This window comes from Macrococcus sp. 19Msa1099, from assembly GCA_019357535.2.
Classification (GTDB): Bacteria; Bacillota; Bacilli; order Staphylococcales; family Staphylococcaceae; genus Macrococcoides; species Macrococcoides psychrotolerans.
Genome location: CP079955.1, coordinates 238961 through 261871 on the forward strand (window position 1 = coordinate 238961; position 22911 = coordinate 261871).

The following is a 22911-nucleotide window of genomic DNA, read 5'->3' on the forward strand; positions in this document are numbered from 1 at the left end:
TTTATTTTAGTCTTTCAAGTTAAAGTGTTTAAACCCTTTATAAATTACAGGGAAAAATAAGAGTAAACCGACGATTCCCATAATAGGGAAGACTGTTGCGACAAGTTTTGAGAAACTGATAAACGTCATTAAAAATGTAATTATTGCAATAACAACAATTATGATATAGTAATTTCTGCTGTAGGGTTTCGTGATTCTCGAGATAAATGCATAGTTTAAACCAACGACCGTATTATAGATTACAGCAATCATTATTACCGAGAAGACAATTCCGATGGCTGGATGAATTTCCTGTGCAAGCAGTAAAGTGGGTAAGTCAACTTTTACGATATGTTGATACTCTGTAATAAGCCCTAAGTTAATTAACATTAATAATGCCATGATGATACTTCCACCCAATAAACCGCCATAGATTGCATGCGTTCCTTTTTTTAGCTGACCACCCATGACTGATAAGAAACTGAATGCTGCAGCAATCTGTAAACTAGAATAGTTAATTGCGTCAAACCACCATGGGTAGAGTCCTTTATTATCGGGGATGCTAATAATACCGTCAGAGATATTGAAGTCATGTTTCATCATATAAAAAATTGAAATAATCAATACAATCGCAATTAAGAATGGGGTTACCATACTGAGGACACGAATAATTTTATTGAACTGCATACATAACGTTAAGCTCACAAGTGCTATAAAGATTAAACCACTTAACCAAAATGGAATATTGAAACTTTCATTGATTGTACTTGCACCCCCGACACTCATTACGAGTGCCAGACCGAGCAAGAAGGCAGTAAGAATAAAATCAAAGATCAACGAAATTTGTTTTGGTAAAAAATATTTAATACTTGTAGCATGATTTTCACTTTTAACAACATGACCACCCTTCATGACAAACATACCACCTAAAGTAACAAGAAGGCCTGTCAATAGAATGCCCCATATACTATTGCTGCCATGTGACGTAAAAAATTGCAGTACTTCTTGTCCGGTAGCAAATCCTGCACCCACGACAACCCCTACAAATGCAAAAGCAACGACCAGTATTTCTTTAAAATCTTTCATAATAACCCCTTCCAGGATAAAAGCAAAATTTATCTATATAAAATTTTATGATAGCGTTCTTAAAAGGCGATATCCATGAGTTCATATTGTTTAAAGCGATTCCTTTAAACAGGAATCGCTTTAAATATTATTGATTTTCATATAATTTATTTAATGTGACATAGTTTATAACGACACATAGAATATCCATCGCTTCTTTCAGCTCTTCCACATTTAAAAATGATGGTGCAATACGGATAACGCTATCGTTAGGGTCTTTGCCATAAGGATGTGTCGCACCGGCTGGTGTAACTTTTAAACCGAGTACACTACACTTCTCTACAATTTCACTTGCACAATGATCCAATACCTCTATCGTGATAAAATAACCACCTTGAGGTTTGTTCCATTTACAAATTTCTGGTGAATACAGTTTCTCAGATAAGTATGTATCCACAACATCGAATTTCGGAGCCATAATTTCTTTATGTTTACGCATATGTTCAATCAAACCATCTTTGTCTCCGAAAAACTTGACATGACGCAGCTGATTTAACTTATCATGTCCGATTGTTTGAACACCGAATAACGATAATAAGTACTTAATGTTTGTTTCACTTGTAGCAAGTGCTGAAATACCTGCACCAGGGAAAGTCATCTTAGAAGTAGACATAACCATTAAAGCACGCTCAGGATTACCGGCACTTTGACACGCATGAAGTAAGTTTTTCACTTTGATTACTTCTTCACCTAAGTGATGGTATCCGTAAGCATTGTCCCATATAATTCTAAAGTCATCAGCAGCTGTGTGCATGTTTGCCAGGCGCTCTACAGTTTCGTCAGAATAGTTATACCCTTGGGGGTTCGAATAGAGCGGGACACACCACATACCTTTTATTGCAGGATCATCTTTTACTAGAGATTCAACCTGATCCATATCAGGGCCGTGATCTGTCATTGTTACAGGTATCATTTCGATGCCATATGACTCACAAATTGTAAAGTGACGATCATATCCTGGCACTGGACACAAAAATTTTACCTGTTGATCCTTCCAAGGTAGCGCATCTTCAGAAACTCCGTAGAACATGAACTTATTAACCATATCATGCATGAGATTCAAACTTGAATTGCCGCCAATATAAATCTCATTTTGAGACACATCGAATAAATCTGCAAATAATGCCTTTGCTTCTGGGATACCACCGGGAATACCATAGTTGAAGTATGATAAGTACGTATCAGCATCCTTGCTCTTTAATACATCGAGCATCTCGAATGATAAAGCCAGCTGTTCTCCTGATGGTTTTCCGCGCGTCATATCAATGTTGATATCCTCTTTCATCAATTGATCATATTGCGCACTATAACTTTGTAATGCTTCTTGAATGTTCGTCATGAATTAAACACTTCCAATCTGTATTATTACTGTCATTATAGAATATTTGACTGTTGATTTACAGTAAGATAAAAATAAAAATCCACCCCCAACAGATAGGGTGGATTTTTATCAAAAATTAACTCCAACAGAAAAAGTTAATTTTCTCTTTATATCAAAAGGAAATATGAAGAGCAATCGTCTTAGATTGCTTCTTTATATTAACATATTTTTAAATGTGTTTTATACATAAATACAAAGTGAGAAAATAAATTTTTATTAAATTAATGAAATATTCAGAAAAATAGTTGACAACATAAATAGTGATGTGTATAATTTCTAGTAATTCAATATTACAAAGCGATAAAAAGGAAAAGTAGATATCATCGGAATTTACACAGAGAGCTTCAGTTTGGTGAAATGAAGTTAAAGGAAAGTATTGAAAAATGGCCTTTTTTGCTACATGCTGAACGATAATTCTAGTAGGTTCTGTCGAGAGTAGGCACTCGTTATCATTGCCTGAGTATTACACATAATTAATGAAAATTTCTATAAATGTGCGTACTTGCTGAGGTATAGTTAGCGATAGCTATACGAATAAAGGTGGTACCGTGGGAGACCCCTCACCCTTTACTAAATTGTAAAGGAGTGAGGGGTTTTTTGGATTCTGATATGTATGACATGATACATAAGCCTTGGCAAATACAATATATAAACCACACATTTAGGAGGAATTTATTATGACAACTTTAAATACAGTACAACAACCATTATTTGATCACGTAGGGAGCTTTTTAAGACCGCAAACATTAAAGAAGGCACGTGAGCAATACTTAAATCAAGAAATTACATATGATGCATTGAAACAATTAGAAGATCAAGAAATTAAAAAGCTGATCGATAAACTCGTATCATTAGGATATGAAACTGTAACAGATGGTGAATTTAGAAGAAGTTACTGGCATCTTGACTTTTTCTTTGGATTTAATGGAATAGAACAGCAATTACTCGGTCAAGGGTACGTCTTTAATAAATATGAAACAAGAAGTGATAGTGTGAAGTTTATCGGTAAGATTTCTGGAGAACACCATCCTTTTGTAGAACACTATAAATTTGTCAGGGACTATGCACCGAAACATGTGACGGTAAAACAGACAATCCCAGCTCCGGCACAGTTCTTAGTAGAACTGACACGCCCCGGTGTAAAAGAAACAGTAGATGAATATTATGTATCACGTGAAGCAGTCAAAGATGATATCGTTAAGGCATATACTACAGTAATACAAGAACTGTATGATGAAGGATTACGCGTGCTTCAACTAGATGACTGTTCTTGGGGCATTCATGTCTCTGAGGGCACATCAGAGAAGATACACGGTGACGGTAACAGCGAGAATCTGGATGTGGAAGCACTCAAAGAAGAGCTATTAGACATTAATAACCGTGTAATACACAATGCACCGAATGACCTTATCATCAATACACATGTATGCAGAGGGAATTACCGCTCAGACTTTGCGAGCGCTGGTCCATACGATAAAGTTGCAGATCAACTCTTTGCGAAAGAAGACGTTGATGCGTATTATCTTGAATATGATACGGAACGCGCCGGAGGATTTGAACCACTTGCGAAAGTTTCTGGAGAAAAACACGTCGTACTCGGTCTGATTACTTCTAAGTTCCCAGAGTTAGAAGATAAAGCGGAAGTAATTGCACGTATTAAAGAGGCAAGTAAATATATTCCTTTAGAGCGACTAAGTCTAAGTACACAATGTGGATTTGCTTCTACAGAAGAAGGCAATGAACTCACAGAAAGTGACCAGTGGGCGAAACTTGAACTTGTGAAAGAAATTGCGCTACAAGTTTGGGGCGATGGAGAAAATGAATTGCCAGCATAACATATAAAAATAAAATGTTTAAATAGGAAATATGTGGGTAAAATATAGTATTACATGAAAGAAAGGTGATAATAATGACTAATGAAGGTAAATTTGAACAATTAAAAGGCAACGTACAAGAAACAGTTGGTAATGCGACTGGGAATAGAGAACTAGAGCAAGAAGGTAAAGAGAGTAAGATTTCTGGTAAAGTGAAAGAAGTATCAGAGAACGTACAGGATAAAGTCAACGAAGCAGTAGATAAATTCAAAAAGTAATCTCTAGCATTGAGGTAAATGTAGTCATACATTTACCTCAATTTTTTTGTGTATAATGATAATTAATACGAATCAGAGAGGTGAACGAAATTGTATACAATATATTTGGCTGGAGGATGCCTCTGGGGTGTACAGGCATTTTTAAAGACGGTACCTGGTGTAGCTGGAACTGAAGCGGGTAGAGTGAACGGCGAGACAGCAACATTAGACGGACCCTATGATGGCTATGCTGAATGTGTGAAGACGATATGTGAAGATACACTGGCACTACATGAGCTGCTAGATGATTTCTTTCAGATTATGGATCCGTATAGCGTGAACAAGCAAGGGGTCGATGAAGGTCCGAAATATAGAACAGGAATCTATAGTGAAGATGAAGCGTTATTACAAGCAGTAAGACGCTATATAAATTCACGAGAAGATAAAGAGAAGGTTGTTGTAGAAGTGCTGTCACTAAATAATTATATCCGTAGTGCAGACGAACATCAGGATTATCTGGACAGACATCCAGGTGACTATTGTCATGTACCGCTTGAGATGATGAGGAAATATAGATAATATAAGGAAGTTTAAAAGCTTGTTTAATGTCCAGATTAAACAAGCTTTACCTATTACAATATTAAGTTGTTTGTATCTAATTATTCATAATCAAATTCTACTGTACCAGTACCAATAGTCATTTTAACAAGAGATTTAGCATTGCTTTGTGGTAGATTGATTAAATCATTCAATTCAATGTCACCATTTTTTGTAGAGACATCAAAGTGAGTACTTTGCGGCTCGGTTGTATATTCAAAAGTACCATCACCCATGCCGATGTGTCCGTTAATATTGATATCTGAATTTAGTCCATACAATTCAATTGTTCCAGTTTTAATATTGATATCTGCTTGTTGTGAGTTAAAATTATTAAAACTAATATCGCCCATGCCGACTTTTATATTAGATTGATCACTTTTAAGTATATCTCCTTCTATCAAACCGATATCTGCATTCAATTCCAAATTTTTAGTTGAAAGATAATCTACATCAATCGTGCCCGCAAATGTTTTTGCCTTAAACGATTTTAACTTTTCTTTTGGTATTAATAATTTAATTTCTATTTCATCGAGATTTTTGTGATTACCAAATACAAAATTTTTCTTTCGATTTTTAGAATCGTTTTTTGTACTAAAATATAGAGTATTGTTATCTATTTTATATTGGTAATCCTCTTTTTTGCTGATGTTTTTGATTTTTAGTGATGCACGATGGTTTTTAGATTGTTCGACGGCAACAGTACCTTGACCTATATCTAAATCAATTGAATTAAAAGGTTGATTCAATGTTATTTGCTCACTATAGCCGTTTTGTTTTTTGGTAACGATTTCATCTTTCGTTAAAAACATCCCGGTTATTCCTATTATCAAGAGAAATATACCTAAAATTATCAGAAATTTTTTCATGATTAAGCTCCTTTTACCGTATTGATATTCCATTTTGCGTACTTCACAATTAATCTATTAGCATAGTGTGCAAAATAGTAAAGCCCAAGCGATAACAGAATACCGCAACCAACCATAGTTATTGTCATGGATATATCAAACAAAGTTACAGCATCAGCACCATTGATTAAATAATCTGCAACTAAAAATAACGGAGAAATGAGAAAGATAAATGCAAGAACAATCATACTAATCAAAAATGATAAATAAGTGAATAACGGCACTGACATAAAAAATATATTTAAAATTCCTAGTCCAATCGTAGCCATTACTGCGTTCATAACATTTGAAGTTGATGGATTTTGGGTTGCACGATCAACAATATATGTGGATTTTAATTCCTTTGCGATACGTTTTGGATCACCGAGCTCAGATGATATTGACTGCTCATCCTTCCCATCTAATAAACCATCTTCAAAATGTGCTTCATATTCAAACATTATTGATTGTTTTTCATTTTCGTCCAAACCATTTAAGTTACGATACAACGTATTTAAAAATTCCCTTCTATTCATTGTTGTCAGCTCCTTCTAATAATTGATTAACAGATGATTTTAACTCCATCCATTCTTCTGTTAAATGTTGTAAATGTAATCTTCCTGTTGAGGTGATAGTGTAATATTTACGCGCAGGTCCAGCAGATGTTTTTCCCATATAAGTGTCTAGCATTCCTTCATTTACAAGCCTTCGAAGCATTGGGTAAAGCGTCCCGTCAGCAATAGATAGATGTTTAGAAATTGTTTGTGAAAGCTCATAGCCATATTGGTCACCCCTGCTAATTTCGTTCATAACAACGAGTTCTAACACACCTTTTTTTAGTTGAATATTCATATTCCAACTCCTAACTAATGAATATACCGATATAATTATTATAACTATATCGTATCATCTACTAGTGAATAATTCAATATAGTTCAGTGAAAAAAATCTAATATTATTATAAAATATATGAAAGGATAAAATATTAATTAATGTGGTGAATTATATGTGTATATTTTGTGAAGGTATAAGTGAAAATCAGAAACTATTGGAAACTCAATATTTTTATGTGGTTTATGATATTGATCCAATTCAGTATGGACATTTATTGATCATATCAAATAATCATTTTGAAGATATTCGTGATTTGGAAGAAGACGTTTGCTTAGAATTGTTTAAAATTGAGAAATACTTAATTTCAATTTTAGAAGATGTATTTAAAGTGGATGGTGTTACAATTGTAAGAAATAATGGAAATATTATGGATGAAGGATTACATTTTCATCAGCACATGATTCCTCGTTATGAGCGGGATGGATTTTGGGATAACGTTAAAACCAGTGGACGCAAGATTGACACAAGAAGTCTGAAAAATAAAATTCAAGAATATAAAAAGGTAATGAAATGATTGAATTTAGAAAGTTAACAATCAAAGATAAAATTGTTTTTGAAGAATATATGAGAGAGTGGAGCGATCTAGAAGAAATTATACCAACTGCTACAAACTATAAGCGTTATAATAGCTTTGAAGATATGATTGAAATATTTGAAATGAGAGAATCTGGTCAAGAATGGGTGAAGAATACTACATTTTTTTACTTTATAGATGGTGTTATTATTGGTGCTGCTAATATTAGACATACTCTTACAAAGGACTTATTGAACACCGGTGGACATATCGGGTATGGTGTAGGCCGAAGTTATAGAGGGCAAGGCTATGCCACTAAAATTCTTCAGAAATCCCTTGCTTTTGCACGTTCTATTGGAATTGAGAAAGCTTTAATTACTTGTGATGAAGACAATATTGCTTCAAGCAGAGTAATCATAAAGAACGGAGGGTTAGAGGATAAACCATATTATCAGTCTAATGGTGTTAAAAGTAGACGATTTTGGATTGACGTATAAGGTATCATGTTGACAATGCATGATACCTTTTTTAATGATTTGACATATACCATATAGGGGTATAAAATGAGGATGAAATGAAAGATACCCCCATACAGTATAGGAGATGATGATATGTCGGAGCACCAGCATATTGCGACACCGAGAGATCATGAAGAGAAAGAAAGGTTAATCAAGCGTTTAAAGCGTGTTGAAGGTCAAGTGCGCGGTATTCAGAAGATGATAGAAGAAGATCGTTATTGTATCGATATCCTCGTTCAGATAAGTGCGATTGAGTCAGCGATGAAACAGGTAGGTTATGCGATCACAGAGCGTCATATGAAGCATTGTGTGAGTGACGCGATTAAAGCAGGTGATGGGAACGATTCAATCGAAGAGTTGATGAAGGTATTGAAGCAGTTCAATAAATAAGGAGTGGATATGTATGGCGAAACAAGAAGTTACTTTACCGATAGAAGGGATGACGTGTGCAGCTTGTTCGAATCGTATTGAGAAAGTGCTGAATAAGATAGATGGTGTCGAAGCTCAGGTAAATTTAACGACAGAGCGAGCAACCGTTCATTATGATGAAGATAAATTGAGTTTGAGTGATATTTCTGAACGTATAGATAAGCTAGGATATCAAGTCCGTCCAGCACATGCAGAATTTGATATTACTGGTATGACGTGCGCGTCTTGTTCGAATCGTATTGAGAAGGTATTGAATAAACAGCCTGCTATACAGAATGCTACGGTGAACCTTTCTACTGAGGTTGCAACGGTCGATTATTATCCGGGAAATATGGATGAGTCTGATATTATTGAACGTATTAAGAAACTAGGATATGATGCAACGCTTAAGAGTGAGGAGCAGTCAGATCGTAAAGAAAATGAACTGCGACGTAAAAAGTATAAATTGATATTAGCAGCGGTACTGTCTCTGCCTCTACTACTTACGATGTTGACGCATCTGTTCGGAATTCATTTGCCGCATATCTTTATGAATCCGTGGTTTCAGTTTGCATTTGCGTTTCCAGTGCAATTTATTATTGGATGGCAGTTCTATACTGGTGCTTATAAAAGCTTGCGCAGTGGATCAGCAAATATGGATGTACTCGTGGCACTTGGAACAAGTGCAGCATTCTTCTATAGTTTATACGAGAGTATTAAATGGATGAGAGGTTTAACGAATGATCCGCACCTTTACTTCGAAACAAGTGCAGTATTGATTACATTAATATTGTTCGGTAAGTATCTGGAAGCACGTGCGAAATCACAGACAACAAATGCATTATCGAGTCTATTAAACTTACAGGCGAAAGATGCACGTGTTATGAGAGATGGCAAAGAGCAGATGGTAAGCATCGATGCATTGCAAGTAGGAGACCAAATCATTGTAAAGCCTGGCGAGAAAGTGCCGGTAGATGGTGTTATTATTAAAGGTAACTCTTCTGTTGATGAATCTATGTTAACTGGTGAATCGATTCCTGTTGAGAAGCATATGGGTGATAAGGTTATCGGTGCTACGATGAATAAGAATGGTAGTTTCACAATGGAAGCTACGAAAGTTGGTAAGGATACTGCTTTGCAGTCAATCGTCAAGATAGTAGAATCAGCACAAGGTTCTAAAGCACCGATACAACGTATGGCAGATATTATATCTGGATATTTCGTCCCGATTGTTGTAGGTATCGCGATACTCACGTTTATCGTATGGATGTTATTTGTTAAGCAAGGGTTTGAAGCATCACTTGTTGCCGCGATATCAGTACTTGTTATTGCTTGCCCATGTGCATTAGGGCTCGCAACGCCGACATCTATTATGGTAGGAACAGGTCGAGCAGCAGAACGCGGCATTCTCTTTAAAGGTGGAGAACATCTGGAACGTACACACGAAATCGATACTATTGTCTTGGATAAGACTGGAACGATAACAAAAGGTGAACCTGAAGTAACAGATTTCACAGGAGACGATCGTGCACTTCAATATTTAGCAAGTAGTGAGCAGTCTTCAGAACATCCGCTAGCAAGTGCGATTGTAAAGTATGCTGAAGAACAAGCAGTATCGTTGAAAGAAGTATCACACTTTGAAGCGGTGCCAGGACACGGAATTCATACACAAATTGATGATGAAGATATATATGTTGGTAACCGCAAGCTGATGCAGCAGTATAATATTGAAATAGCAACATTTGAGCCCAATATGCAATTATTTGAAGCGCAAGGTAAAACTGCGATGATGATAGCTTATGAAGGTAAAGTGCAAGGTGTCGTTGCAGTCCAGGACACGGTGAAACCAAGTGCGAAGGATGCCATTGATGAACTGAAAGTGATGGGCATAGAAGTGATTATGTTAACCGGTGACAATACACGTACTGCTCAAGCAATTGCAAGTGAAGTTGGCATTGATGAAGTAATCGCTGAAGTCTTGCCGGAAGATAAAGCAGAGAAAGTTAAAGCATTGCAGGCACAAGGCAGAAAAGTAGCCATGGTGGGAGACGGAGTAAACGATGCGCCAGCGCTTGCATTAAGTGATATCGGAATTGCTATCGGTACGGGGACAGAAGTCGCGATAGAAGCGGCTGATGTGACGATACTAGGCGGGGAACTGACACTGATTCCAGAAGCCATTAAACTTAGCCATGCAACAATTCGAAATGTAAAACAAAACTTAGGATTTGCGTTTGGTTATAATGTTATCGGTATTCCATTTGCAGCATTAGGCTTATTAGCACCGTGGATTGCTGGTCTTGCTATGGCATTATCATCAGTAAGTGTTGTCAGTAACGCTCTAAGACTCAAATCTGTTAAAATTAAATAAAATAGAAGTAAAGGGGAGTCTATTATGGAAACAGTATTAAAAGTAAGTGGTATGACATGTGGACATTGTAAATCGGCTGTAGAAGGTGCAGCGAAAGAAGTCGCAGGCGTAAGTGGCGCAGCAGCAGATATTGAACAAGGACTTGCAACAATTACGCATGACGAATCAGTAAATATTGCTGATGTAAAACAATCCATTGAAGATCAAGGTTATGATGTGAAATAGGATGAACGGGTATCGATTGATACCCGTTTTTTTAATTTTGATTTTTTGTGAAAGTGATATATAATTTTAATTAGATATAAAAAATATACTAGGAGTGAGAGGATGAAAATAGAATTAGGGTTAACGTCATTCGGAGATAACGGTTCAATTCATACGATAGAGGGGAAACTGCCGGCCATTCCTGCAGATGAACGTATCAGAAATCTCGTTGAAGAAATACAGCTTGCTGATCAGCTGGGTCTTGATATCTATGGTCTTGGTGAGCATCATCGTGAAGACTATGCAGTATCAGACCCAGTGACGGTGCTTGCTGCAGCTGCAGGTTTAACGAAAGATATTAAATTAAGTTCTGCAGTAACTGTTCTGTCAAGTGATGATCCTGTACGTGTGTATCAGCGTTTTGCGACATTAGATGCGATTAGTAATGGACGTGCAGAGATTATGGCGGGGCGTGGGTCATTTATTGAATCATTTCCTTTGTTTGGTTACGATTTAAATGATTACAACGAATTATTCGATGAGAAGCTTGCATTATTATTAGAAGTAAATAAAAATGAAGTTGTTAATTGGCAAGGGCATCATCGACCTTCAATTGATAATAAGATTGTGGTGCCAAGAGCAGTACAAAAAGAATTGCCGATTCATATTGCCACGGGTGGTACACCAGAGTCATCCGCTCGAGCTGGTATGCTGGGGTTACCAATTACATATGCGATAATTGGAGGTAATCCTGAACGTTTCAAACATAATGTAGATGTTTATCGTCATGCATTGAATGCATCTGGTTTTGATGCAGATCGAGCATTTATTGCAACGCATTCGTGGGGGTATGTTGCAGCGACTGATGAAGAAGCCTTTGAAGCATACTATCCTTCTACGAAAGCGAGTCATGATCGTTTAGCAAGAGAACGAGGCTGGGCAATGTATTCTGAAGCGCAGTTTATGAATGAAATCGAGCACGGTGCCTTATATGTAGGTAGTCCAGAACGAGTCGCTCAAAAAATTATTAAAACTGTAGAAGCACTGAGTTTAAATCGCTTTATGCTACATTTACCTATAGGATCGATGAAACATGAACTGACGATGAATTCAATTCGTTTATACGGTGAAAAAGTTAAACCGATCGTAGATGAATATTTCAAAGATAAATAAGGAGGATATAATGACAATTCAGGCAGTGGCAGAATTTGCTCGAGAAATTGAAAAACTAAAAACAGTGAAGCGCAGAAGCGATACGCTGGACGGGCGATTTGAAAACAGTGCAGAGCATTCATGGCAAGCCGCCCTTATCGCTAATGAATTTGCTCCATATTATCCAGAAAGTATTGATATTTCAATGGTCACTCGAATGTTACTCGTACATGATTTAGGAGAAATATATGCAGGGGACACCTGGGTATTTGATGACGAAGGAAAGGCTGATGCATTTGAAAGAGAGAGGGATTCTTTAAGTAAGGTGATTGCGAACCTGCCGCAAGCTTCTCAAACTTCCATTCTTTCTTTATGGGAAACATTTGAACGTGGAGAAAGTCATGAAGCGAAGTACGCGCGAATTATAGATGCCCTTATCGCACTTATCAATTTACATGAAGTTAGTGAAGTGAATTATAATCCATACAATCTGACAAAAAGCCAGGTCGTGCGTAAAAAACAGTTTATCGGCGAAGATGCACCTGAAATCTGGGCATACGCACAAGACTTGATTCATCAATGTGTACAAAAAGGATTGTTAATCGATGAATAAACCGTAACAATTTGAGATAATAAAGTATACATTGATAAAGGTGGAAGTGAAATGAGAATTATTGTATATTGCGGTGCAAGTGAAGGGAATGAAGCCAGCTATCTGGAAAATGCGAGAACATTAGGTAAGTGGATTGCTGATAATCATCATTCCCTTGTATATGGTGGAGGAAATGTAGGATTAATGGGAGAAGTTGCAAATACTGTGCTCGAACATGATGGACGTGTAGTTGGTGTCATTCCAAAGTTTCTAGCTGATAGAGAAATTGCACATAACGGTTTGACGGATTTAATCGTAGTAGATAACATGTCCGAACGAAAGAATAAAATTCTTGAAATAGGAGATGTTTGTATCGCATTACCAGGAGGACCCGGCACGCTAGAAGAAATTAGTGAAGTCGTTTCATGGTCACGTATTGGACAAAATGACAGACCTTGCATTTTATATAATGAGAGTGGGTATTATGACCTTTTAGAAGCATTTTATGACAATATGGTCGATAAAGGTTTTCTGACACAAGCAGATAGAGACAACGTATATTTTGTTAAAAGTATTGAAGTATTAAATGAAGTGATAGAAAACTATAGAGAACCTGAAATAAGAATATATAAAAAATAAGATCCAGAGCTGGATCTTATTTTTTATGCTTCAGTTTGTTCCACAACTGCGTGCTTGTCATTAAAGATATTACGGTTAAATGTTCCGAGCATACGAGAAGTTACCGTACCACTTAGCATACTGCCATTTACATTTAGTGCAGTACGTCCCATATCAATCAATGGTTCAACAGTAATTAATACACCCGCAAGTGCGATAGGTAATCCCATAGATGAAAGCACAATAATCGCTGCAAACGTTGCACCACCACCAACACCTGCAACACCGAATGAACTAATTGCGGTAATCACTGCGAGTTGAATGATAAATTCAGGTGACAGTGGGTTAATACCTACAGTTGGTGCAATCATCACTGCAAGCATCGCTGGATAAATTCCTGCACATCCATTTTGTCCCATCGTTGCACCGAATGATGCTGACATATTCGCAGTTGCATCATCCACTCCAAGTGCATTTTTCTGTGCAGAAATGTTAAGTGGAATTGCACCAGCACTAGAACGAGAAGTGAAGGCGAAGATTAAGGTCGGAATAACTTTTTTAAGATATGTAATTGGGTTTAATCCAAATACAGCTACAAGAACGAGATGAATAATGAACATCGTAATAAGTGCAGCATATGAAGCAAGCACAAATTTCCCAAGCTCCATAATGCCAGCAAAGTTTGTGCTGGCAATCATATTTGCCATAAGCGCAAGCACCCCGAATGGAGTTAAACGTAAGATGATTGTGACAAGGCGCATAACAACAGCAAATATAGCATCCACCATCTTTGTAAACATTTCCGCATGTTCAGGCTGTTTGCGACGTACGCCAAGCACAGCAACACCTACTAAGAATGAAAAGATAACAACAGAGATAACTGAAGTCGGACGTCCACCCGTCATATCCATAAAGATATTTGACGGAATGAAATTCACGATACGTTGAGGCATCGTTTTTTGTTCCATCGTATCAAATTTCTGCTGAATCTCTGTACCACGCATTTTTTGATCTTGTCCAATATGAATTTGATCTGCATTTAAATCAAAGAGTAGTGCGGATCCGATACCAATAAGTGCAGCGACTAATGTCGTCGTGATTAAAGTTCCGATAACCCATGCTGCCATCTTACCTAAACGGTCTGCGGCATCTAAGTTGATAATCGAGCGAATAATTGACACCATGACTAGCGGTACGACGATAACCATAAGTAGTTGAACATATCCGCTACCGATAATTGAATACCAGTCGAGCGTATTTTCAGTTATCTTGCTGCCAGATCCATAGGCAACTTGAAGAAAAATTCCGAGAAGAATCCCGAGTGCCATACCAGTAAACACACGCTTTGAAAATGAAATGTGTTTCTTATGCATTAGAATTAGTAATCCTATAAGAATACTAAGAATTAAGACGTTAAAAAAAGTTAACCAGTTTTCCATCTGATTAAATACCTCCGAAATATTATTTTGTAGACTTTACTACTTTACAATGGAAAGTAATATATTTCAAGAGTAGAATTGAAAATGAATATAATAAACAGAGGTGGCGAACAAAGATGAAGTCCGCCACCTAGGTAGTGAGAACTAGATGTTTATCGCTGTATGTGGCGAACAAAGGTAAAGTCCGCCACCTAGGTAGTGAGAACTAGATGTTTATCGCTGTATGTGGCGAACAAAGGCAAAGTCCGCCACCTAGGTAGTGGGAACAAGGTATTTATCGCTGTATGTGGCGAATAAAGGCAAAGTCCGCCACATAGGTAGTGAGAACTAGATGTTTATCGCTGTATGTGGCGAACAAAGGCAAAGTCCGCCACCTAGGTAGTGGGAACAAGGTATTTATCGCTGTATGTGGCGAACAAAGGCAAAGTCCGCCACCTACACCTCAGTCATTTACTCAGACAATTTTATAAGTATATTCATCATGCTTTTCTTTCAATATAAATGATGCATGTTCAGAAGCGATATAAGCTTTTCCACATGTTTTACCTATCGATGCATAGTTTTTGCTCATAATTTTCTTGATTGTCGTTTTTCCTATACCTGTGAAGTCAACAATTTCAGATGTTTTTACATGACTTTGTTTAAGAAGTGCTATGGTATCGAATGCGATGTGTACAGCTTCTTGCTTTGAAACACGTCTGCCACATTCACAAATAATACGTCGTTCTTTATTTTGAAACGATCTTAAAAAATTTTTACAAGAAGGACACTTTATTCCTTTCTTCATATCCTGGAAAGGATAGTAGTATATTCTTTCATGTTTGCTGTCTTTTTTATGGAATTTAGAAAGCGTCGTCAAAGCACTAATATCAACATCATTTGGTGGTTTAATGAGCGCATTTACAATACGGTCGATATCCTTATGAAAAATAATATGTGAATGACCATTAAATCCTGTAACAATAAAGTCCGGATTAATAAACACGGCATAGCTTAATATTTTATAGTCCAGATTATGTTTCATGCAAAACTGCTTCAATTTAATATGCGCTCCCTTAAATTGTGATATAGGATCCTTGATAACATAGTTCTGTTCACTGACAAAGTTGTTATCAATAAAAGCATAATGCCCGGAAAAATTTTTAATATCAAAATGAAATAAATAACCATCATGAATCACAAGAAAATCATATTGAACTTCACCGTGATAATTTAACCTCAGATCCCATAACTTTGTACCACCGCAATTTTTAATGCGTTCGTAAAACTGTTTTTCTCCTATATAGCCAGAATATAAACGCTTGTATTGTGCTTCATCGAAATCGTCTAAGGTTATTCGACCTTGCACTTCAAATAAATATTTGACATAAGAGCTTGGCTCATAAGTTTTTACAAACATTTCGTCACCTCTACTTTAATATATACCGATAAAACAAGGGTGACAAATTACAATTTTGAAAATATTATTTATTTTGTGTAATGCAAAATCGTTTCGCTTAAACGTTGGCAACTTCCTTCAACACGGTCGTTATAGTACTGTGCAAATCGCTCATCCTGCACGTAAAGTGATGCCATATTTCTATGATATTCAGTGCTATACATCCCGCTCATTATTTCAAGCCACGACTTATGATATTCAAAAATCTCTTTACCGATTGAATCACTAATGTCCAGATTTTCATTTATCATGACCTTTAATAATCCAAACATCTTACGTTCGGTATCCACCGCCTTATCATATGAATCTTGAGACAAATATTTATAATGCGCATGGCTTTTATTTAAAGACTTTTCATTATATTTGTCTCTCAGTTCTTTACCATATAATACTTCATTCTCTTTCAGTTTTTCTTCTTTAAATGCTTCAAACTTCTGTTGTTCTGTCATTTGAATCTCTCCTTTTTGATATGAAATTGTGCTATCGATGACTTTAATAAGTTTATCGATATGATTTGCCTGTTCGATTAAGCGCTCACGTTGCATGCTGAGGTGTGATAATGTATTCCCGTTTGTTAACATTCCCTTTATCTCTTCTAAAGAGAACTGCAATGATTTATAAAATAATATCAACTGCAGACGGTCCAGTTCTTTAGAAGAATACATGCGGTAACCTGATTCGGTATAATGATGTGGTTTAAGTAGATTAATCGTGTCATAATAGTGTAAAGTGCGTGCACTTATACCTGTAAGTTCGCTTACTGCTTTTACTGTATAATACATTGCATCACCTCCTTTAATTAAATTACACCTTTACGCAACGTTAAGGTCAACAGTTGTGGTAAAATTAATAAAAATTTACACGAGGTGGCATCTATGACAAACATACTCATGAGCACATTCCAGGCCAAATCAGGCTGGAATAATATATTACAGAAGTACTTAGAAAATAAGAAAGTGCTCGTCATTCCTTTCGCATTTGGTGATATCGTCAAAAATGAACGAGATTGGCTGAAAATATATGGACTCCGCAGCAAATATTATTTACAAATGGTGAATCCGCTCGTGAGTTTTGGAGTGAATAAAAAAGATATTTCCTGGGCAAAGTATTATTCCGATACATCTCGGACTTTAAAAGAGAAGATTAATAAAGCGGATGTACTGTTCTTCTCGGGAGGATACCCAGATTTAATGATGAAGCGTCTGAAGGATATGGATGTAATAAAATCGATTCAGAAGTTTAAAGGAACAGTTATTGGTTTCAGCGCAGGTGCGATGGTTCAGATTGAAAACTTCCACATTACGCCTGACAAGGATTATAATCACTTCTCCTATCATTATAGTTTAGAATTGTTACATGGATTTGATGTTGAAGTTCATTATGAGAAGTCCGACGACCATGATGCATATATTGATAAAGTAATCATGGAAAGAAATATTCCGGTATATGCAATAGGAGATAACGGTATCGTTATTGTTGAAGACAACCAATTTAAAAGCTATGGAGATGTGACGTTTTATCATGTATAATACGTCCCACTAGATAATTCTTTAAGTTTTATTTATGATAACTATATTGAAAGGAATGATTTTATGCCGATGATGAATGTTTATGTAACGCTTGAAGAGAAGAAGATGATTCAGGCAGTTGCTGAAGCTTTGGATATGAAAGTGTCAGATGTTTTTAAAACATATTCAATGAAAGAAATAGAAAGTAAAGCACGTGATCTTGATATTGATCAAGTGTCAGTAAAGCAGGATAAACAGCATAAAGCGATGATGCGTGAGCTTGGGTTATAGTGTTTACAACTCATTTTATGCGCTTTATAATATTTCTAAAGGTGGCTTTGTGCCGGTTTTCATTTATATGATGATTACAGCGCCTTCCGATATGGAAGGCGCTTTTTATTTTGGAGGTTATAATGAAGGTTAATTTGTTTTTACTTGCGATGATGGCATTTTTAGCAGGGTTAAATGAGCTTGTGCTAGCAGGTATTCTACCTTATTTTGCGTGTGTAGAGGAATGTTTAAGGGATTTATGTGCTACAGCATGATGAACGAGGCTGACAACTTTAGAAATTGTAAGCGCGCTCCCAAACCATGCGATAAATCCTGTAACTATACTCAGAGCATAGTTTGAAGTTGTGCTTAACATACTCCATGTAACGAGTATGCTGATCAAACCGCCAGTCATGCCGAATACAGCACCGCGACATACGTTCGTTGCAAATTTATTACCGTACTCCATACCTGCAATTATAAGGGAAAGGAGGAATACAGCGGGGAATGTTGCGAATATACCGCCAAAATCTTCCCATGGGATTACTTTTGAAATGATATAGCTGAAAGCAACAGTGCTTCCGCCGATGAGGAATTTTAATAATAGTATTTTTATTTTCATCTGAAAGACTTCCTTTAGATATTTTTGAATGCGAATAATACGCAAGAAATAACAAACCAGCAAAGCGTTGATAACACAGCGCCTTTCTTAAATCCTGTCTTAGGTACAAAGTATGATGCGAAGGTAACAGTTAAGATGCAGCTCGTAATACCGATGACGGCACCGCTGCTTAAATTCATCGAAGCATTTACTAAATCTTCGCCGTGGTGATCGACTGATAGTGCAAGTATTGCTGCTAGAAATACAGCAGGAAGTGTAGCAAAGATACCACCGATTTTACCACCTACTTTACTTGCAATGATAGATGCGCCAGCTACTGCAGCACCACCGATGATAAAGCGTAATATTAACCCGGACAATGATATTCCGAACATTCAGGTCATCTCTTTTCTTTATTCGTGATTAATTTCACAATTAAGAATAAGCGTGTTTTAATATATTGTAAAGTCATTTGAACATAATGCCACGTAATTGTCACAAGTATTACTTTACTAACTTGTTGGTAAAACATACTAAATTCCTATACTATTAAGATACGAAAAAATTGTAGGAGAATGCTTGTGAAATATTTTTTGATTGCTATAGGAATCATATCGACTGTACTTGGCTTCATCGGTGCAGCATTACCCCTTTTGCCGACAACGCCATTTTTACTGCTGGCAGTATTCTGTTTCGCACGCAGTTCTGATCGGTTTCATGAATGGCTCGTGCGAACAAGGCTATATAAAAGTTATGTGCAGGAGTTTTATGAACAAAAAGGATATACGATGAAGAAGAAATTTCAACTATTACTGTCAGTATATATCGTTGTTGGATTTTCAATGTATATGGTCGATCATTTATATATTAGGATTGGACTTGGAATAATGTTGTTCCTACAGACGGTGGTACTGTTTACGTTTGTGAAGACGATTAAAGAATGAAAGGCACGCATCATTTTGATGCGTGCCTTTTTGTGATTACTGTTTCTCTTTCAATCAGTTTATGTGGAATAACAAAACGCGTGCCCTCTATTCTGTCACCTTTTATTAGGCTTGCAAGTTTATGCATCGCTATTTGACCGAGTTTTTCAGTTTCTATATCCAGCGTTGTTAAATAAGGATGCGTGAGCGTTGAAAATATTGAATTGTTAAAGCTAATCACTGAAATATCATCTGGCACTCTATAACCATATAATTCAACCAGCTGAATAATACGCAAAGCAAAAATATCATCCAGCGCGATAATTGCTGTCGTATTTGTAGCCTGTATTTTATCTTCAAATTTGATGTAGTCATCTGGCGCATTTAGTGTCAGGCTTTGATGTGCATTTAACTGTGCCATCATCATCGATTTCTGATAGCCGAAGTATCGTTCATAGAAAATGTTCTCTGTTGTCGTATTTGTGATAAAGAGTATGTTTTGATGGCCATTTTTGATTAAATAATCGGTCGCTTGCTGACCGAGGAGCTGGTTATCATTATCTACATAAATTGTATTTGAAAGTGCGTCATAAGGTTGTCCGATTAATACGAAAGGAATACTATGTTTACGCAAATATTCAATGATAGGATCATCAATGACAGAGTATGTAATGATAAAGCCGCCAACTTGCTTTTCAGTATGCATCGCTTTAACATTCTCGAACAATGTATCGATGTCTTTCGCAATTGCAAGAGCTGTGGTTAAGTTATGAGTTCGTGCTTCCCCGTTTATCGCTTCAATAATTTCAAGGAAGAATGGATTAGCAAGACGCTCTTTGGAATCGAGTGGTGGCAAAATGATGCCTACAGCACTCGTCGTACGCTTCCCAAGATTTCTTGCAGAAATATTCGGAACGTAGCCGAGTTCATCCATTACTTTCTGAACTTTCTTCTTTGTCGCCTGTGAGATGCTCGGATGATCATTGATCACGCGTGACACTGTGCTTGTTGCAACACCTGCAGCGTGTGCAACGTCTTTAACGGTTATTGCCATGATTTTCCTCCACGTTACATGATTTATCTCTATGATGGAGCAAACGATTGCATTAGTCAATACACTTATAAAAGCTTATTAAAGTTACTATTTACAAAAATAAGTTACAGTGATATATTGAATTCAACGAAACCGGTTGCATAAAAATAAAAGGAGTTGAATGTAGTGAAAAAATTATTAAGTTTTGAATTCTGGCAAAAGTTCGGAAAAGCATTGATGGTCGTTGTTGCAGTAATGCCAGCTGCTGGGTTGATGATCAGTATCGGGAAATCGATTCCATTAATCAGTCCGGATATGCAGATGTTGATTACAATTGGTAGTGTCATAGAGAGTATAGGTTGGGCGATTATTGGAAATCTACATCTACTCTTTGCGTTAGCAATTGGTGGAAGCTGGGCGAAAGAGCGTGCAGGTGGGGCATTTGCAGCAGGAATCGCATTTATATTAATCAACCGTATTACAGGTGCGGTCTTTGGTGTAAACAGTGCAATGTTAGCAGATGACAAAGCGTTTACACACACGTTATTCGGCACTAAGATTATGGTGAAAGGGTTCTTTACGAGTGTGTTAGAGGCACCGGCTTTAAATATGGGTGTGTTCGTAGGGATTATCGCAGGTTTTGTTGGTGCCAATGCATATAACAAATATTATAACTACCGTAAGTTGCCAGATGCATTATCATTCTTCAATGGTAAACGTTTTGTACCGTTTGTCGTTATTTTATGGTCGACAATTGTAGCGATTGTACTATCAATCGTATGGCCTTATATACAGGCTGGTATTAACAACTTCGGTCTATGGATTGCAACATCTAAGGATACAGCGCCTATCTTAGCACCATTCTTATTTGGATTTTTAGAGCGTTTATTATTACCATTTGGATTACACCATATGCTTACAATTCCAATTAACTATACGCAACTTGGTGGAACATATGAAATTCTTTCTGGTGGACAAGCAGGGACGAAAGTGTATGGACAAGATCCTTTGTGGCTAGCATGGGCAACAGATTTAGTAAACTTAAATCACGCTGGAGATACAGCGCAATATCATCACGTATTAAATACATTCACACCTGCACGTTTTAAAGTAGGACAAATGATTGGTTCAAGCGGTATTTTAATGGGGCTTGCTTATGCGATGTACCGTAACGTTGATAAAGATAAGAAACCGAAATATAAATCAATGTATTTATCAGCTGCAATCGCAGTATTCTTAACTGGTGTAACAGAACCTTTAGAATTTATGTTCATGTTTGTAGCAGCACCACTTTATGCGGTATATGCAGTTATTCAAGGTGCAGCATTCGCGATGGCAGACGTTATCAACCTACGCGTTCATTCATTTGGGACAATCGAATTATTAACACGTACACCTCTTGCGCTTAAAGCGGGACTTGGCGGCGACTTGATTAACTTTGTGTTAACAACGATTGGATTTGCAATCGCAACATATTTCATTGCAAATCTCTTAATCAAAAAGTTCAATTTTGCAACACCAGGACGTAACGGAAATTATGAGATTGATGGAGAATCTAACGCAACAGAAGTTGTAGCAGCAGATAAGCAAGTGATTCAAGTCATCCACTTATTAGGTGGGAAAGAGAATATTAAAGATGTCGACGCTTGTATGACAAGACTGCGAGTAAGTGTTAATGATAAAGCTAAAGTTGCGACAGAAACGGAATGGAAGAAAGCTGGAGCAATGGGATTAATCGTGAAAGATAACGGTGTACAGGCTGTTTATGGTCCTAAAGCAGACGTATTAAAATCAGATATCGAAGATTTATTACAGTCAGGCGCTGATATTCCACAGCCAGAAGAAACAGTGGTTCAGCCAACTATACTGGACAACTCTGATGGTGCTGGATTTACAGGTCATGTACATCAACTACTTGCAGTTGCAGATGGAGAAGTCATCGATATTACTTCTGTGAACGACCCGGTATTCTCACAGAAGATGATGGGTGAAGGTTATGCAGTAAAGCCCGAATCAGAAGAAGTTGCATCGCCAGTAGATGGAGAAATCATCAGTATCTTCCCAACGAAACATGCAATCGGTATTAGAACGAATGATGGGATAGAAGTGCTCGTGCATATGGGTATTGAAACAGTTCAAATGAAACAACCAGCTTCACGCGTTGTTGTCAATGACGGTCAGAAGGTAAAAGCTGGAGATACATTAGCTTATATGGATCTCGCAGCAGTAAGAGCAGAAGGTAAGGATACGACAATTATTATCGTAATGACCAATAGCGATAAAGTTGATACATTACAATTAAATAAAACAGGAATCGTTCAAAAAGGTGAAACAGTTGGTACGATGACAGTTTAATCAAAAAGACAGTCTTTGGACTGTCTTTTCGTT

Annotated in this window: 26 protein-coding genes, 1 pseudogene and 1 other annotated feature; of the genes and pseudogenes, 16 read left to right on the top strand and 11 right to left on the bottom strand. The window is 36.9% G+C overall.

Features of this window, described 5'->3' with window-relative positions:
* Window positions 1-6: 6 nt before the first annotated feature.
* Entirely contained in the window at window positions 7-1065 is a 1059-nt protein-coding gene (locus KYI10_01300; protein QYA33115.1) for a hypothetical protein, read from the bottom strand.
* 127 nt (window positions 1066-1192) lie between these two features.
* Window positions 1193-2443, bottom strand: a complete 1251-nt coding sequence (locus tag KYI10_01305; protein ID QYA33116.1) for an aminotransferase class I/II-fold pyridoxal phosphate-dependent enzyme — start codon at window positions 2441-2443, stop codon at window positions 1193-1195.
* 333 nt (window positions 2444-2776) lie between these two features.
* Window positions 2777-3056 (top strand) — a binding site (T-box leader).
* Between the two features lie 106 nt (window positions 3057-3162).
* Between KYI10_01305 and KYI10_01310 the strand changes: the two genes are divergently transcribed.
* From KYI10_01310 to KYI10_01320, 3 genes are all read left to right on the top strand, one after another.
* Window positions 3163-4320, top strand: coding sequence for a 5-methyltetrahydropteroyltriglutamate--homocysteine S-methyltransferase (locus KYI10_01310; GenBank protein ID QYA33117.1), 1158 nt, complete (start codon window positions 3163-3165; stop codon window positions 4318-4320).
* A 74-nt stretch (window positions 4321-4394) separates the two neighbouring features.
* Complete coding sequence (locus KYI10_01315) at window positions 4395-4577, top strand: CsbD family protein (protein ID QYA33118.1); 183 nt, start codon at window positions 4395-4397, stop codon at window positions 4575-4577.
* A gap of 90 nt (window positions 4578-4667) precedes the next feature.
* Entirely contained in the window at window positions 4668-5135 is a 468-nt protein-coding gene (locus tag KYI10_01320; protein ID QYA33119.1) for a peptide-methionine (S)-S-oxide reductase, read from the top strand.
* An 80-nt stretch (window positions 5136-5215) separates the two neighbouring features.
* Here the strand turns inward: KYI10_01320 and KYI10_01325 are convergent, their stop codons facing one another.
* The 3 genes from KYI10_01325 to KYI10_01335 are packed head-to-tail and all read right to left on the bottom strand — an operon-like array spanning window position 5216 to window position 6892.
* The gene (locus KYI10_01325) at window positions 5216-6022 is read right to left on the bottom strand and encodes a DUF4097 family beta strand repeat-containing protein (GenBank protein QYA33120.1); all 807 of its coding nucleotides are present in this window, start codon (window positions 6020-6022) and stop codon (window positions 5216-5218) included.
* A 2-nt stretch (window positions 6023-6024) separates the two neighbouring features.
* Complete coding sequence (locus KYI10_01330; protein ID QYA33121.1) at window positions 6025-6576, bottom strand: DUF1700 domain-containing protein; 552 nt, start codon at window positions 6574-6576, stop codon at window positions 6025-6027.
* Window positions 6569-6892, bottom strand: coding sequence for a PadR family transcriptional regulator (locus tag KYI10_01335; protein ID QYA33122.1), 324 nt, complete (start codon window positions 6890-6892; stop codon window positions 6569-6571). The genes KYI10_01330 and KYI10_01335 overlap by 8 nt, the downstream gene beginning before the upstream one ends.
* Window positions 6893-7046: 154 nt before the next feature.
* On the opposite strand from KYI10_01335, the gene KYI10_01340 reads away from it, so the two are divergent.
* From KYI10_01340 to KYI10_01375, 8 genes are all read left to right on the top strand, one after another.
* On the top strand, window positions 7047-7448 hold the full coding sequence (locus KYI10_01340; protein QYA33867.1) for an HIT family protein: 402 nt from the start codon (window positions 7047-7049) through the stop codon (window positions 7446-7448).
* Window positions 7445-7945, top strand: a complete 501-nt coding sequence (locus KYI10_01345; GenBank protein ID QYA33123.1) for a GNAT family N-acetyltransferase — start codon at window positions 7445-7447, stop codon at window positions 7943-7945. Before KYI10_01340 ends, KYI10_01345 begins: the two co-directional genes overlap by 4 nt.
* Window positions 7946-8059: 114 nt before the next feature.
* Complete coding sequence (locus tag KYI10_01350) at window positions 8060-8356, top strand: metal-sensing transcriptional repressor (protein ID QYA33124.1); 297 nt, start codon at window positions 8060-8062, stop codon at window positions 8354-8356.
* A 13-nt stretch (window positions 8357-8369) separates the two neighbouring features.
* Window positions 8370-10745 (top strand): heavy metal translocating P-type ATPase, encoded by a 2376-nt coding sequence (locus KYI10_01355; protein QYA33125.1) that lies wholly within the window; start codon window positions 8370-8372, stop codon window positions 10743-10745.
* A 24-nt stretch (window positions 10746-10769) separates the two neighbouring features.
* Window positions 10770-10970 carry a cation transporter gene (locus KYI10_01360; protein QYA33126.1) on the top strand — a complete coding sequence of 67 codons (201 nt, stop codon included), beginning with the start codon at window positions 10770-10772 and terminating at the stop codon, window positions 10968-10970.
* Between the two features lie 102 nt (window positions 10971-11072).
* Window positions 11073-12122 (top strand): LLM class flavin-dependent oxidoreductase, encoded by a 1050-nt coding sequence (locus KYI10_01365; GenBank protein ID QYA33127.1) that lies wholly within the window; start codon window positions 11073-11075, stop codon window positions 12120-12122.
* 10 nt (window positions 12123-12132) lie between these two features.
* Window positions 12133-12714 (top strand): HD domain-containing protein, encoded by a 582-nt coding sequence (locus KYI10_01370; GenBank protein QYA33128.2) that lies wholly within the window; start codon window positions 12133-12135, stop codon window positions 12712-12714.
* 51 nt (window positions 12715-12765) lie between these two features.
* The gene (locus KYI10_01375; protein QYA33129.1) at window positions 12766-13332 is read left to right on the top strand and encodes a TIGR00730 family Rossman fold protein; all 567 of its coding nucleotides are present in this window, start codon (window positions 12766-12768) and stop codon (window positions 13330-13332) included.
* A 23-nt stretch (window positions 13333-13355) separates the two neighbouring features.
* Here KYI10_01375 and KYI10_01380 read toward each other — a convergent pair whose 3' ends face one another.
* From KYI10_01380 to KYI10_01390, 3 genes are all read right to left on the bottom strand, one after another.
* Window positions 13356-14750 carry an L-cystine transporter gene (locus KYI10_01380; GenBank protein ID QYA33130.1) on the bottom strand — a complete coding sequence of 465 codons (1395 nt, stop codon included), beginning with the start codon at window positions 14748-14750 and terminating at the stop codon, window positions 13356-13358.
* Between the two features lie 454 nt (window positions 14751-15204).
* Window positions 15205-16149, bottom strand: a complete 945-nt coding sequence (locus tag KYI10_01385) for a nuclease-related domain-containing protein (GenBank protein QYA33131.1) — start codon at window positions 16147-16149, stop codon at window positions 15205-15207.
* 68 nt (window positions 16150-16217) lie between these two features.
* Window positions 16218-16970 carry a MerR family transcriptional regulator gene (locus tag KYI10_01390; protein QYA33132.1) on the bottom strand — a complete coding sequence of 251 codons (753 nt, stop codon included), beginning with the start codon at window positions 16968-16970 and terminating at the stop codon, window positions 16218-16220.
* A gap of 93 nt (window positions 16971-17063) precedes the next feature.
* On the opposite strand from KYI10_01390, the gene KYI10_01395 reads away from it, so the two are divergent.
* Window positions 17064-17717: a Type 1 glutamine amidotransferase-like domain-containing protein gene (locus KYI10_01395; GenBank protein QYA33133.1), complete on the top strand. Its 654-nt coding sequence runs from the start codon at window positions 17064-17066 to the stop codon at window positions 17715-17717.
* A 63-nt stretch (window positions 17718-17780) separates the two neighbouring features.
* Window positions 17781-17987: a hypothetical protein gene (locus KYI10_01400; protein ID QYA33134.2), complete on the top strand. Its 207-nt coding sequence runs from the start codon at window positions 17781-17783 to the stop codon at window positions 17985-17987.
* 202 nt (window positions 17988-18189) lie between these two features.
* Here the strand turns inward: KYI10_01400 and KYI10_01405 are convergent, their stop codons facing one another.
* Together KYI10_01405 and KYI10_01410 are read right to left on the bottom strand one after the other, a co-directional pair.
* Window positions 18190-18582: a DUF3147 family protein gene (locus KYI10_01405; protein QYA33135.2), complete on the bottom strand. Its 393-nt coding sequence runs from the start codon at window positions 18580-18582 to the stop codon at window positions 18190-18192.
* Between the two features lie 20 nt (window positions 18583-18602).
* Window positions 18603-18962: a DUF3147 family protein gene (locus KYI10_01410; GenBank protein QYA33136.1), complete on the bottom strand. Its 360-nt coding sequence runs from the start codon at window positions 18960-18962 to the stop codon at window positions 18603-18605.
* Window positions 18963-19148: 186 nt separating this feature from the next.
* Between KYI10_01410 and KYI10_01415 the strand changes: the two genes are divergently transcribed.
* Window positions 19149-19511, top strand: coding sequence for a YbaN family protein (locus KYI10_01415; protein ID QYA33137.1), 363 nt, complete (start codon window positions 19149-19151; stop codon window positions 19509-19511).
* A 10-nt stretch (window positions 19512-19521) separates the two neighbouring features.
* Here the strand turns inward: KYI10_01415 and KYI10_01420 are convergent, their stop codons facing one another.
* On the bottom strand, window positions 19522-20544 hold the full coding sequence (locus tag KYI10_01420; protein ID QYA33138.1) for a LacI family DNA-binding transcriptional regulator: 1023 nt from the start codon (window positions 20542-20544) through the stop codon (window positions 19522-19524).
* A gap of 165 nt (window positions 20545-20709) precedes the next feature.
* Between KYI10_01420 and KYI10_01425 the strand changes: the two are divergent.
* Together KYI10_01425 and KYI10_12605 are read left to right on the top strand one after the other, a co-directional pair.
* A pseudogene (locus tag KYI10_01425) lies at window positions 20710-22341 on the top strand (PTS transporter subunit IIBC).
* 30 nt (window positions 22342-22371) lie between these two features.
* A complete protein-coding gene (locus KYI10_12605) occupies window positions 22372-22878 on the top strand; it encodes a PTS glucose transporter subunit IIA (GenBank protein XBW67572.1) in 507 nt (168 codons plus the stop codon).
* Window positions 22879-22911: the final 33 nt, after the last annotated feature.